This is a genomic window from Plesiocystis pacifica SIR-1, assembly GCF_000170895.1.
GTDB lineage: Bacteria > Myxococcota_A > Polyangia > Nannocystales > Nannocystaceae > Plesiocystis > Plesiocystis pacifica.
Window position 1 is genome coordinate 86,939 of record NZ_ABCS01000007.1, and the last position, 13,035, is coordinate 99,973.

Annotated in this window: 9 protein-coding genes and 1 pseudogene; 4 read left to right on the forward strand and 6 right to left on the reverse strand. The window is 70.6% G+C overall.

Features of this window, described 5'->3' with window-relative positions; all coding sequences use genetic code 11:
* Window positions 1-6: 6 nt before the first annotated feature.
* The 4 genes and pseudogenes from PPSIR1_RS05345 to PPSIR1_RS05360 form a co-directional block, all read right to left on the reverse strand.
* On the reverse strand, window positions 7-207 hold the full coding sequence (locus tag PPSIR1_RS05345; RefSeq protein ID WP_006969969.1) for a hypothetical protein: 201 nt from the start codon (window positions 205-207) through the stop codon (window positions 7-9).
* A 52-nt stretch (window positions 208-259) separates the two neighbouring features.
* A pseudogene (locus PPSIR1_RS51155) lies at window positions 260-1,192 on the reverse strand (hypothetical protein); the annotation flags it as partial.
* 152 nt (window positions 1,193-1,344) lie between these two features.
* Window positions 1,345-2,232, reverse strand: a complete 888-nt coding sequence (locus tag PPSIR1_RS05355) for a hypothetical protein (protein ID WP_006969971.1) — start codon at window positions 2,230-2,232, stop codon at window positions 1,345-1,347.
* Window positions 2,233-2,380: 148 nt separating this feature from the next.
* The gene (locus PPSIR1_RS05360) at window positions 2,381-4,909 is read right to left on the reverse strand and encodes a neutral/alkaline non-lysosomal ceramidase N-terminal domain-containing protein (RefSeq protein WP_198154462.1); all 2,529 of its coding nucleotides are present in this window, start codon (window positions 4,907-4,909) and stop codon (window positions 2,381-2,383) included.
* 111 nt (window positions 4,910-5,020) lie between these two features.
* Here PPSIR1_RS05360 and PPSIR1_RS05365 point away from each other — a divergent pair, with 111 nt between their 5' ends.
* The 4 genes from PPSIR1_RS05365 to PPSIR1_RS05380 all read left to right on the forward strand — a co-directional run bounded on the left by PPSIR1_RS05365 (window position 5,021) and on the right by PPSIR1_RS05380 (window position 11,098).
* Entirely contained in the window at window positions 5,021-6,718 is a 1,698-nt protein-coding gene (locus tag PPSIR1_RS05365) for an alkaline phosphatase D family protein (protein WP_045115412.1), read from the forward strand.
* 213 nt (window positions 6,719-6,931) lie between these two features.
* Window positions 6,932-7,924, forward strand: coding sequence for an FHA domain-containing protein (locus tag PPSIR1_RS05370; protein ID WP_006969974.1), 993 nt, complete (start codon window positions 6,932-6,934; stop codon window positions 7,922-7,924).
* A 64-nt stretch (window positions 7,925-7,988) separates the two neighbouring features.
* Window positions 7,989-10,787 (forward strand): serine/threonine-protein kinase, encoded by a 2,799-nt coding sequence (locus PPSIR1_RS05375; protein ID WP_006969975.1) that lies wholly within the window; start codon window positions 7,989-7,991, stop codon window positions 10,785-10,787.
* 14 nt (window positions 10,788-10,801) lie between these two features.
* The gene (locus PPSIR1_RS05380) at window positions 10,802-11,098 is read left to right on the forward strand and encodes a hypothetical protein (protein WP_006969976.1); all 297 of its coding nucleotides are present in this window, start codon (window positions 10,802-10,804) and stop codon (window positions 11,096-11,098) included.
* A 1-nt stretch (window position 11,099) separates the two neighbouring features.
* On the opposite strand, the gene PPSIR1_RS05385 is transcribed toward PPSIR1_RS05380, so the two are convergent.
* Both PPSIR1_RS05385 and PPSIR1_RS41855 read right to left on the reverse strand, forming a co-directional pair.
* The gene (locus PPSIR1_RS05385; protein WP_006969977.1) at window positions 11,100-11,900 is read right to left on the reverse strand and encodes a DUF1295 domain-containing protein; all 801 of its coding nucleotides are present in this window, start codon (window positions 11,898-11,900) and stop codon (window positions 11,100-11,102) included.
* 36 nt (window positions 11,901-11,936) lie between these two features.
* On the reverse strand, window positions 11,937-12,962 hold the full coding sequence (locus PPSIR1_RS41855; RefSeq protein ID WP_006969978.1) for a lysophospholipid acyltransferase family protein: 1,026 nt from the start codon (window positions 12,960-12,962) through the stop codon (window positions 11,937-11,939).
* Window positions 12,963-13,035 lie beyond the last annotated feature (73 nt).

Below are 13,035 nucleotides of genomic sequence, written 5' to 3' on the forward strand. Positions count from 1 at the left end.
GCCCCCTCAGCCCACTGGCGGGAAGCGGTTGATGATCTGCGTGCCCACGCCGCCGAGGTAGGCGTAGCTGTCGGCCCCGTCGAAGCCGACCACGCTGACGCTGACCGGGTCGCCGTCGCCGTCGACGATGTGCACGCCGTCGGTGGTCAAGATCCGCGCGACCTCGTAGTCCCCCCCGCCCACGGGGATGAACTCGCTCTCGGGCACTGGCGCCCCATCGACCAGGACCTGGGCGCCGGCCAGGCTGGAAGGTCTGGCCCGGGATCCCCGTCGGCACGCCCGGCCCTGGCAGGGTCGGCACCGAGGGCGTCACGTCGACGACGGTCCCGTCGTGGGCCGCCATGATCACCGTGAAGGCCTCCCAGCCGTCCTCGGTCTCGTGGCTGACCACGTCGTAGAGGTCGTCCCAGCTCGACACCGGATAGAGCAGGGCCGCGTCGCTCGAGAAGGACAGCCAGCCGTCGACGGGGTTGAACTCGTAGGCCATGGTCGGCACGTCCGCGCGCACGCGCAAGGCCCCGCCCTCGAGCACGATGCTCTCGTCCTGGTCCAGCTGCGGCGGCGTGAACAGGTGCGAGCCGAGGGGCGCGACGAGCTCGGGTCCCGCGAGGGTCTGCCAGGTCCCGCCGACGCGCTGCTCGAGCACCACCTCGGCCTCGACCTGCTCTTGCACGTTCGACACCGCGATGCCCCAGGCCGCGTCGTCGTTGGAGTTGTTGAGGTCGACGGCGTAGAACTCGCAACCGACCGCGCTCTCGACCATCGCCGCCGTCGTGCAGTCTTCCGGGATGCCTGCGGGCAGCTCGGGCTCCTCCCCGTCGGGCAAGGGCCCCAGATCGAGCTTGGGCCCCTCGTCCTCGCTCTCGTCCGCCTCGTCGTCTTCGTTTGGGTCCTCGTCCTCGCCGGGCCCCTCCTCTTCGCCGAGCGAGTCCTCTGGTATTGCCTCGTCGTTGGCCGAGCCCCCGCCAAAACTGCCCGAGAAGGACTCCTCGAGGTCGCCGCAGCCTGCCAGGAACGCGAAGAGCGTCAGCGGCAGGGCGGCTCGGGTGAGAGGGTTGGCGGGGGACTCGGGTGAGTCGTGGACGTGGGGCAGGGAGGGCGTGGCGTCGTCCACGACGGCTAGAGTGGACAGGGACTGTGAAAACTTCACAGTCCCTGAGTCGAGGGTCAGGCGGCTCGGTTCGCGGGTCATGGTGCTCGGCGGGCTCGAGGGCCCTTTGAGTCATGGCGCGAGGCCGGCGGATCCGTGACGCGGGCGCGGCTTTCTTTTGGCGACGGTGACTCGCGTTGGCGGGGTCACCGTGACAACTCGGCTTCACATCGCCCAGCAGCCAACGCCGGCCCTCAGGGTGGAGGCGCGATGCAGATGCCCACGTTCTCCAGGCCCTCGGGCGCCTGGCCTGGGCTGTAAAAGGGCTCGCACTGCGTCCCCTCCAGGGTGCACACCGCCTCGGGGTCGTCCAGGGCGCAAAACTCCGCGCAGCACGCCGTGCTCGCGCACTCGGGGAGCGCTTCGCTGTCCACACACGTGAGCCCCGGTCCGCAGTTCGCGATCTCCTCGCAGGACTCGCCGAGTAGATCGGTCTCCTCGTGGCTCGTGCACAAGAAGTCCGGGCTGATCCACGTGCAACCCAGGGGCTCGGGACACGCCGGCGCGAGGGGGTCACAGGTGTCGATGCACAGGTTGATCGACCCTTGGCCGTCGATCACGCAGGTCTGCCCCTGGCCGCACACCGGGGCGTCGACGGTGCCCGTGCAAAAGGACTGACACAGCCCCTCGCCCTCCGTGTTGAAGATGAAACAAAAGCTGGTCTCGTCGCAGTCGTCCGTCGACTCGAAGACGCCGGAGTAGGTGCACGGCTCGCCCTCGCCCTGGCTCCCGAGCACGGGCACGCACTTGTTGGAGTCCAAGCTCGGGCTCGACCAGGCATAGGGCACGCACTTTTCGCCTTCGGGGCAGTCCTGCGCGAAGGGATCGCAGTCCGGAGGTGCCCCGGTCGTCGTGTCGTCCTCGGGGCCGGCGTAGAAACTCGCACCGCCGTCGTCGACCTCGCTGGTGCTCTCCTCTTCCTGGGTCGTGTTGGTCGTCTCCGAGTCCGTCTCGGTGTCCGCGATCGTCGAGCTCTCGGCCTCGTCCCCGCTCGGCGGCTCGTTGGTGCACGCGCTCATGCCCAAGGTCGCGGTCACGATCAGCGCAGCGCCCACGCGCGCGACCCAGGGGAGCGACGTCACCGCCTGAGCGCGACCGCAAAACGGGCAGCTCGCGTCGGTCTCACGAATGTGGCGCTTGCAATCAGAGCACGGAATCATGGCTCCATGATGACCATGTCACCATGAGACACACAAGGCGCGTTTGCGTTTTCGTGCGCCTCTCGGGGTCCTAGGGTCCGCTCACGGGCGCCCCGACCACCGCCGGCTCGAGGTCCTCGGCCAGCCACGCCTCGACCTCGACACTCGCGTTGGCGTCGATCCCCGTCTGGCCAAAGTCGAACACGTACAGGTCCGCCTCGGCGTCGTACTCGGCCGCGTAGACCTCCGGCTGCAGCGCCCCGTCCACGGTGAACTGCAGGCTCAAGGGCGCGCGCACGTGGATGCCCTCGCCGGGTCCGTGCCAGGCGTCGTGGAGGATCCAGCCCTGCTCGGGGGTGCTGCCGTCCTCGACGTACTCGGGCTCGTCGAGGATCAGGGTCAAGTTGAGGGTGCTCGCGTCGCTGAGGTTGGCCGTGAGCGCGGCGCTTTGGTGCTGGGTGACGGCGAAGGGCAGGCCGACGGCCTCGTAGTCGACGACCTCGGAGGCGTTCCACCACGGGCCCGAGGCCACGAAGCGGTAGGTCCCGGCGGGCCAGTCCGCGGGCACCTCCCAGTCGACGTACCACTCGTGCTCGCGGCCCGAGAGGACCTGGCCGTTGGGGGCCGGGTCGGGGTCGTAGCGGGTGATCATCGCGGCGCGGCTGTTGTCGTAGGCCATGCCCGCGAAGCCGGCGGGGTGGGGCACGTCGACGAAGCCCTCGCCGTCGTCGACCTGCAGGCGCACGTTGGGGGCGCCGATGCTCGGGTCGCCGCCGCCGAAGCGAAAGCGCGCGACCTCGGTGCGCTGGCGCTCGGGGTCGACCTGCCCGACGACCTCGCCGACGTTTTGGCTGAACTCGTAGGCCCGGGGCGTGAAGCCGCCGGGCGAGGCCAGGCTCGGGCTCTCCTCGACGAGCACCACATCGCCTGCCTGGCCCGCGAGCATGTCGGCGAGCACGGCCGTGGTCGTATCGACCATGAAGGACCCGCCGAAGGGCCCCCACAGGCTCATCTCGGCCTCGTAGCCCCCCTGGTACCAGTCGTCGGGGGCCGAGAAGTACAGCAGGTGATCCTGGCTGTAGCCCCAGACCATCAGCTCGAGGCCCTCGGGACCCACGGGGATGCCCTCTTGGTCCATGAGCGCCGCGAACTCGTCGCGGGCGTACTTGACCAGGGAGTAGTTCGGCTCGCCGGGGATGGTCGAGATCACCATGGAGCCGACCTTGGCCACGCTCAGGTAGGTCTGGTGGACCTCGGCGTGGGGCACGTCGTTGCCGATCAGCAGGGTGTCGACGGGGATGCACTGCTTGGGCAGGCCCTCCATGGAGGTGTTCGGGTCGTTGTCGCCCGCGACCCCGGTGCACTGCCAGCCGCCCCAGGTGTAGTCGATGGGCAGCAGGTCGAAGAGCTCCCCGGAGAACTCGCCGTTGCGGTGGTAGCCGAATTTTTCGTAGGTCAGGTCGACGCGCCGGGAGGCCACGTCGATGTCCGGGTCGTCGGTCCAGTCGAGGTTTTGGTAGGCGTCGAAGATCACCGGCGAGGCCACGGTGCCGATCATCTCCATGCGCTGGGTCGCCGGGTCGTGGCCCAAAAAGCCGCCCCGGGGCGAGGCGTCGCCGGCCCCGGCCTGGCTGAACAGGCCAAAGATGGGCTCGCCGGTCTGCTCGAAGAAGTACTCCTCGAAGGCCAGCTCCACGGCCCCGGGGGCGTCCTCGCTGAGCAGCTCGTTCTCGTAGGCCACGGAGATTCCGTGCATCGCAAAGTTGAACAGCGCGGCCAAGGGCGTGCCGTCGGGGCGGCGCAGCCCGAGCACGGTCAGGCGCGGGTCCTTGCCGTAGGTCGGGTCGTTCTCCCCGCGGCGGTCGCCGTAGACCTTGTCGTCCGGGTCCCAGTCGTCGAGGGTCGTCCACCCGAACTCCGCGTCGCCCATGGCGTCGGCGGCCTCCTTGATGGTCATCGCAAACTCCGTGGCGATCAGGTCGATGACCTCCTCGTCCGCGGTGTCGGCCCCCACGGCCCCGAAGATGTCGGGCAGCCGCCAGTAGCGGCCGTGGGCGTGGTGCGAGTGGGTCCCGCCCCAGATCACCCGGCCCGCGATGTCCTCGCCGTAGAGCTCCATGTACTTGGCCGCGACCGCGTCGGTGACCCCCGACTCGCCGCTCATCATCGGCGTCTTCATCAAGATGACCCGGTCGCCCTCGCCGTCGTCGAGGACCATGGCCTTGATGGTGGGGTAGCTGTAAAAGCCCTTGGTCCCCCAAAACAGCCCGCTCCAGGCCGTGTTGATCCCGCCCACGCGGCCGCCGTAGCCAGCCAGGGAGATGCCCACGGGGTAGTGGAGGGGGCGCATCGCGACGCCAGCTTGGAGCGGCGTGGCCGGGCCGCCGGTGGTCGTGTCCTCGCTCGAGTCGGTCTCGGTCTCGGTCTCGGCCTCGGTCGTCGAGCCCTCCGTGCTCGTGTCGCTGGTGTCCTCGCCGCTGGTCGTGGTCTCGCCGACCTCGTCGTCGGTGCTGCCGTCGGTGCCATCGGCCGTCGCGGAGACGCCGTCGTCACCGCAACCTGGGGACAGTGCGAGGGACGCGAGCGCGAGGAGCATCAACGAGCTGTGGCGAGAGCGCATGACGCTCCATGGTAGAGCAACGCCGATTGAGGAGGAAACACCCCCGGATGTCACGGATCCGTCATCGGGGCGTAGCGTGGCCTCCGGGAGCCTCGTAGACATTCCGGGCCCGTGGCCATCACCCGACGAGAACTCCTTCGGCGCGCCGGCATGCTCGGCGCCGCGACCCTGATCCCCAGCTTCACGGCCTGCACCCTCACCGTCTCCAGCGGCGACGACGAGGTCGGCGAGGACACCGAGACCGACACCGAGAGCGAGTCGGACACCACCGGCGGCGGCGACGGCCTGCCCGAGTACGCGTGGGAGGGCGAGCCCGGCCCCGAGACGATCTTCTCCCACGGTGTCGCGAGCGGCGACCCCCTGGCCGACTCGGTCATCCTGTGGACCCGGGTCAGCCCGGCGAGCCCCGACGAGGCCGTGCGGCTGTTCTTCGAGGTCGCCGTCGACCCCGACTTCGAGCTCCGCGTGGCCGCGGACTACATCGACGTCGAGGCTACGAGCGCGCGGGACCACACCATGAAGATCGACGTCGACGGCCTCGACCCGGCCTCGACCTACTACTACCGCTTCTACGCCCAGGGCCGGGTCTCGCCCGTCGGGCGCACGCGCACGGCCCCGGCCGGCGCGAGCGAGCACCTGCGCTTCGCCCTGGCCTCGTGCTCGAGCCTGGCCCACGGCTACTTCCACCCCTACCGCGAGCTCTCGACCCGCGCCGACCTCGACGCGATCCTCCACGTCGGCGACTACATCTACGAGTACGGCACGGGCTACTACGGCGAGGTCCGCGAGTACGACCCGCCCCACGAGATCGTCACCCTGTCCGACTACCGCCGACGCTACGCCCAGTACCGCGCGGACGCCGCCCTCCAGGAGGCCCACCGCCAGCACCCCTTCATCGTCACCTGGGACGACCACGAGATCGCCAACAACGGGTGGCTCGGCGGGGCCGAGAACCACACCGACGACGAGGGCAGCTGGGCCGCGCGCAAGGCCGCCGGCACCCAGGCCTACTTCGAGTGGCTGCCCCTGCGCGAGGGCGCCCCCGGCCGGGTCTACCGCGCGCTGAGCTACGGCGAGCTCGTCGACCTCATCGTGCTCGACACGCGCTACGAGGGCCGGGAGGAGCAGGTCGCCCCGGCCTCCGACGGCGTCGAGGCCTTCTACGAAGACCGCCAGCTCCTCGGCGTCGAGCAAGAGAGCTGGCTGCTCGACCGCCTCGCCAGCTCCACGGGCCAGTGGAAGATCCTCGCCAACCAGATCATCATGGGCCAGCTGATCATCACCCCGGGGGACGAGGGCGAGCTCAACGGCTTCCTGCTCCCGGACATCTGGGACGGCTACGACGCCGCCCGGCGGCGCATCTTCCAGCACCTCATCGACAACGCCATCGACGACGTCGTGGTCCTCGCGGGCGACCTGCACATCAGCTTCGCCAACGAGCTGACCATCGACCCCTACGACGGCTACGACCCCGAGACCGGCGAGGGCGCCGTGGCCGTCGAGTTTGCGACGCCCGGCATCAGCTCGCCCGCCTCGGGCTTCGACGCCGGCACCCTCGCCCTGCTCCAGTCCCTCAACCCCCACAACCGCTACGTCGCCGCGGGCGACAACGGCTACGTCACCATCGACGTGACCCCCGCCCGGCTCCAGGCCGACTTTTGGATGTTCCCGCCGCAGCTGCGCGAGAGCCCCGAGTTCGCCCCGGGCAGCTTCGCCGCCGGCTGGAGCGTCGCGTCTGGCACCGCGCGGCTGAGCGAGGCTGGGGAGCCCGCGCCCGCCAAGGCCGATCCGCCGCCCCTGGCCCCCTGACATCCAGGCGACTAGCGAAAAGGATGGGCCGCGGCGACGGGCCCCGGACCCCGACAGGGGGAGCCGATCTCATCGCGCTCCCCCCGTTCGGTAAGTTGCTTCACGCTCGCGAACCCCGCGCGTCGCAATTCGCCCCACTCGTCGCACTATCGAGCCTCCTGATAGGGCGTGAAACTGCGCCAAATCGACGACTGAGGCAGGCTGTGGGTGGCAATGGACGCGACCCTCCCCACTCGGCCCGGCCGCGCCGGCTACCCCCGGATGACGCCGACCTGCGGTAGCTTCGGGGCCGTGGCCGTGCTCGAAGACATGGCGACGGGAGCTCGCCACTGGCTCAGTCCTCGCCACCTGCTGGGACGCGCTCCCAACTGCCAGCTGCGCATCCGCGAGCCCCGAGTGTCGGGCTTCCACGCGGAGCTGCTGTGGGACGGTCGCTCTTGGCGCCTCCAGGATCTCGGCAGCCGCAACGGGACGACCCTCGGCGAGCGCCGGCTGGCCGTGGGTGAGCAGGTCGAGCTGACCCGCGGTGCCGAGCTGACCCTCGCCGGCCGCGTGTCCTTTCGGCTCGTCGACGACTCCGCGCCCTCGCTGATCGCCACGAGCCCCGACGGCGAGACCCGGACCGCCGAGGACGGCCTGCTCGTGCTGCCCAACGAGGAGTCCCCCGAGCTGACCCTCTACATGGAGCTCGACGGCCGCTGGGTGGTCGAGTCGAGCTCGGGCAGCGCCGAGCTCGAGGGCGAGCAGACCCTGTTCGCGGGCGGCAAGCCGTGGCGCGTCAGCCTCCCGAACACCCTGCCCGAGACCCGCGAGATCGACAACGAGCGGCGCATCCACGCCTTCTCGCACCGCTTCTTCGTCAGCCGCGACGGCGAGCACATCGAGCTGAGCCTCGTCTCGCCCGAGGGCAGCGAGAGCGTTCGGATCGAGCCCCGCGCCCACCTGGCCCTGCTCCTCGTGCTCGCCCGCGTCCGCCTCGAGGACGCCGAGGCCGGGCTGCCCGAGTCCGAGCACGGCTGGGTGCATCGAGAGGACCTCCCGCGCAAGCTCGGCGTGGAGCCCCACCTCCCGAACCTCTGGATTCATCGCGCGCGCAAGCAGCTGGCCAAGCTGGGCTTTCGCGACGCGGCCACGGTCATCGAACGTCGCGCCAACGGGACGCAGCTGCGGCTGAGCGTGCGACGCATCGAGATCGCCGACGCCTGAGCGTCGACCTCGCTGGAAACCCGACGGCCCACCACGCCGCCTCGCCCCCCGCTCCGGAGGTCCCATGGAAATTCGCGAGACCCACACCGACTATGAGCTGACCCATACAGCCCAGGCCCCCGATGCCATGCTCGAGTCCGTCGGGCAGCGCATCCGCGCGCGCATGTTTGGGCTCGAGGACGGCGCCGGCGGGCCGCCCGAGCGCATCGATCGCTTCGTCATCGACCGCATGCTCGGCGCGGGGGGCATGGGCACGGTCTACGAGGCCTGGGACGAGGAGCTGCAGCGCCGGGTCGCGATCAAGTTCCTGCGCACCATCGCCCGCAGCGAGACCGGCGAGAAGCGCTTTTATCGCGAGGCCCAGGGCCTGGCCCGCATCGCCCACCCCAACGTCGTCTCGGTGTTCGACGTCGGCCGCTGGGAGGACAAGGTGTGGATCGCCATGGAGTACGTGCCCGGCAAGACCCTCGGGCGCTGGGCGGCCGAGCTGCGGCGCAAGCCCGCGGACATCGTGCGCCGCTGGGCCGACGCCGGCCGGGGCCTCGCGGCCATCCACGCCGCCGGCCTCGTCCACCGCGACATCAAGCCCGCGAACATCCTGCTGGGCGACGACGGGCGCGTGCGGATCATCGACTTCGGCCTGGTCAAGGTCTCCGACACCATCGACGAGTTCTCGTCCATCGGCCTCGGCGACCGCCCGGCGTCCATGGACGGCAACACCTACGCGGGCTCGGGCGCGGGCTACAGCAGCTCGGCCTCGCTCAACGAGAGCCTGACCGACGTCGACAGCTTCGTCGGCACCCCGGCCTACGCCGCCCCCGAGCACTGGGACCGGCGCTACGTCGACGCGCGCAGCGACCAGTACTCCTTTTGCGTCGCGCTGTGGGAGGCCCTGGTCGGCTCGCGGCCGTCCCGGCGCGAGCGCGAGCGCGGCGGCCTGGTGCCCCTGCCCAAGGACAAGCGCATGTCCAAGCGGGTCTACCGGGCGCTGTGCCGCGGCCTCGCCCTCGACCCCCAAGAGCGCTTCCCCGACATGCTCAGCCTCGTCGAGGCCCTCGAGCCCCCCTCGCGGCGATGGCTCGCGCCGGTGGTTGCAGCCGGGGTCACGGCGATCGTGGCGACCAGCGCCGCCTTGGCCCTGCGCCCGCCGGTGGTCCTGGCCGAGCCCGAAGACCCCTGCTCCAACGCGGGCGACCCCATCGCCGAGCTGTGGACCGAGCGGCGCAAGGAGGTGGTCCACGAGCGCCTCGGGCCCGAGTTCGCTGGGCAGGCCGAGGGCCTGATCGAGGGCTGGGCCGAGGGCTGGCACCAGGCGGCCTACGACAGCTGCGAAGACGTGCTCGTCCGCCAGCTCTACTCGAGCGAGGTCTTCGATCGTCGCGGCCGCTGCCTCGAGCGCCAGCTCGACGGCTTCGAGGTCGCCCTGCAGGCCATCGAAGAGGGCGACGTGGAGTCGACGAGCGAGCTGCTGCAGTGGCTCGCAACCCTCGACGATCCCCAGGAGTGCCTGGGCGAGGCCATGCTCCACAACCAGTTCGAGGCGCCGCCCCCGGAGCACGCCGAGGAGATCGCGCGGCTGCGTCGCCAGCTCCTCCGCCTGAGCGTCGGTGAGCTCCGCGGCCTGCCCAAGCGCATCGAAGACGTCGAGACGATCCTCGCCCGGGCGCGCGCGCTGGCCTGGAGGCCCCTCGAGGGCGAAGCCTCGCTCATGCTCGGGGGGCTCTACGCCAAGACCTACCGCCTCACCGACGCCCGCCTCGAGCTCGGCCGAGCCCTCGACGCCTGCGTCGAGCTCGACGACAACGAGCTGTGCGGCCTGGCCTGGAGCGAGCTGCTGACCATCGAGAGCCAGATGGCCTTCGACGTCGACGCGGCCCGGTGGGCCTACGAGCGCGAGCAAGCCATCTGGGCGGAGTTCGAGAGCCCCCACCGCCAGGCCTTCTCCAAGACGGACCACGCCAAGTACTTGCTGCTCACCTCCGAGTTCGAGGCCGCGGAGACCGAGCTGCGCGCAGCCGCGGACATCTACGCCGAGCTCGGCTCCAACTACGCCTGGGACCACGCCCGGACCCTGCGCATGCTCGCGTGGACCTCGACCCTGCTCGAGCGGCCCGACGACGCGAAGACGCTCTACGCCGAGGCCCGGGAGCTGCTCACGCTCAACGAAGAGCACGCGGCCAAGCCCGGCACCGGGCGCTCTGCCGCCCGCGCGAGGCTCAACGAATCCATCACCGTGTTCGTCGACGGGGACGCGGCCAAGGCCAGGACCCTGGCGAGCGAGGGCCTGCGCACGGCCGTCGAGGAGCAGGGGCCTCAGGGCTTGCTCGTGGCGCGCTACCACGTCGTCATCGCGGCGACCTGCGAGGCCCTCGGCGACGTAGACTGCGTCCGCGAGCACTCCGCCCAGGCCGACGCGGTCTCGCTGGCCGCTGGCGGCCCCACCCACCCCCTGCGCCTCGACGTGCTCTCGACCGTCGGCGTCGTCCACCTCAACGACGACCGGCCCGAGGAGGCGATGGCGGCCTTCGAGCAGGCCGTGGCCATCGCGCGGCGCAACTGGGACTCGGACTCGATCCGCGTCGCTCTGGCCGAGCGCAACCTCGCCGACGCCGTGTTCCAAAACGGCGAGCCCGAGCGCGCCCGCGAGCTAATGCTCCAGGCCGCGCGCAACATCGAGGCCAGCCAGGGCCCCGACAGCGCCGAGCTGCTCCCCGCCGCGACGATGCTCGGCCACGTCGAGCTCGAGCTCGGCCACCGCGCGGCGGCCCGGACCTGGCTCGAGCGCGCGCGCACCCTCGCAGGCGGCGACGCCGAGCTCGTTGGGGAGCTCGACGCGCTCCTCACCAAGACCTCCACGCCCTAGACAAGGACCCACCCATGGCAAGCGCAACCATCGACAGCACCTCCTCCCCCCAAGACATCAAGTGGTCGAGCACCACGGAGCCCCGCCTCACCAAAAACAGCAGCACGACGGTGAGCTCGACCGTGTCTGGCATGTACTGGTGGCTGGGCACCGACAGCCAGCCCTCGGGCGGCGGCACGGCCTTCTCCTCGGGTACCTCCTTCGCTCAGGGCGTGCGGGATCAGACCTGGTCCTTCGCCAGCTCGTCGTCCAGCGGCGCCAAGATCACGCTGACCGTGACCGGCACCGGCGACGACGACGTCCTCAAGTAGCTCAATCCCGCGGCGGACGAGGGAAGAACGCGCTCGTCCGCCGCACGTAGTCTTCATAGCCCGGCCGCGTCTCGACCAGCTTGCGCTCGAGCAAGGGCACGCCCGAGACGCGCAGCAACAGGAAGCTCATCAGCGCGGGCCCGATCGCGGTCCACCACGGCGCGCCCAGGACCAGGGCCACGCCGAAGTGGGCCCACCACACGCAAAAGTCCCCGAAGTAGTTGGGGTGCCGGGTGTAGCGCCACAGCCCGCGATCCATGACCTTCCCGGCGTTGTCCGGATCGGCCTTGAAGCGCGCGAGCTGCAGGTCGCCGACGGTCTCGAAGCCCAGCCCGACCAACCAGGTCAACCCGGCGACGACGGTGAGCGCCACGTCGAGGCCGTCGAGGCCGTCGAAGGCTCCGCCCGACTCGCTCAGCAGCGCGCCCTGGACCGGCAGGCTGACCACGTAGAGCAGCGCGCCCTGCCCCCAGAAGATCAAAAACAGGCTGCTCCACCAAAAGGTCGGCCCGATGCGCTCGCGCAGGGACTGGTAGCGCGGGTCCTCCTCGGAGTAGACGAGCAGGTTGCGCCAGCCCAGGTAGACGGTCAGGCGCAGGCCCCAGGCGCTGACCATGGCCAGCAGCAGCCACTGCAGCGGCTCGAGGGCGAAGCCTCGGTCGTAGGCGCAGGCCCAGGCGACGAGCACGAAGCCGAAGCCCCAGTAGATATCGACGATGCCGGCGTTGCGCTCGAGCAGGCTGATCAGCCAGACCAGAGCGAGGGACACCAGCAAGATCGCGGCTGCAGTCAGCGAGGCCATGCTCGGGCAGTGTACCCAAGCTCGACGGGCTGAGCTTCAGTGCTTCCGGGAGGCGATCCAGGCGTCGAGCTCGGCCCAGCGATCGTGCAGCCACTCCCCCCGCGCCTCGTCGCTGGCGGGGAGCTCGCTGGCCGCGTAGCGCCAAAAGCGGACGTGGACCTCGCGGCCGATGATCTCGCCGGACCACAGATCGGCCACGGTCGCAAAGCCGCCCAAGCCCTCGTGTCCCACGATGACCACGTCCGCCTGCGGGGCGCCCCGCATCAGCGCCAGGGTCCCGCCCGGGCGCGGCAGCAAGGTGTGCTCGAGGGCCACGGCCCGCTCGGCGAGCTCGGGCTGCTTTTGCTCGAGGCGCGCGATGACCCGGCAGCGCTTGCCCTCGGTGAAGCGCGTGCCCTCGGGATAGATCAGCAGGCCCTCGCCAGGGTCGAGGCCCGCCGCCAGGGCCTCGATCGCGGCCAGCTCGTGCTCCGAGTCGCTCGGGTCGCGGTCGACGAAGTGGTTGGGGATGTACTGCCCCGCGATGTCGAGGCAGGGCTCGTTGAGCAGCTCGCGCTTGACCACGCAGCGCAGCGGGATGGAGTTGGCCGCGGTCACGAACACGTTGGGCACCAGGGTGTCGATGATCGAGGCGTGGCGGGTGAGGTAGAGGGCCGGCGCCGGCGGGGCGAGCTCGGCCCCCTCCACGGTCCAGCGCAGACCAAACAGCGTCGTCGCCAGCTCGAACAGCGCGCCCGCCCAGTGGCGCTGGATCCCATAGGTCCACCGGGCCATCCGGGCCTTCGCCGAGCCAAAGCCCGTCAGCAGCCAGGCCCACAAGAGCAGCTGCTGGCCGTAGAGGTGCAGCGCCAGGTAGCCCCCGACGAACAGCCAGATGCGCACGGCGATGCCCCGGCGCCGACGCGCGAGATCGGCGAGCAGCGCGAGCCCGAAGCTCAGCGGGGCGAGGCTCCAGTAGAGCAACGCCGCCGCCCAAAACAGCGGCACCGTGACGGCGCGCCGGCGCAACCGCGGACCGAGGTCGTGGGGGTCGCTGCGCGGCTCGGGGGAAGCGATGGACACGCAGAGGCAATCTATCGTGGTTGTGTCACCGCCCGCCCCGGCTGCTCGGGCTGGCAAGAGGGGCAGCTTCCCG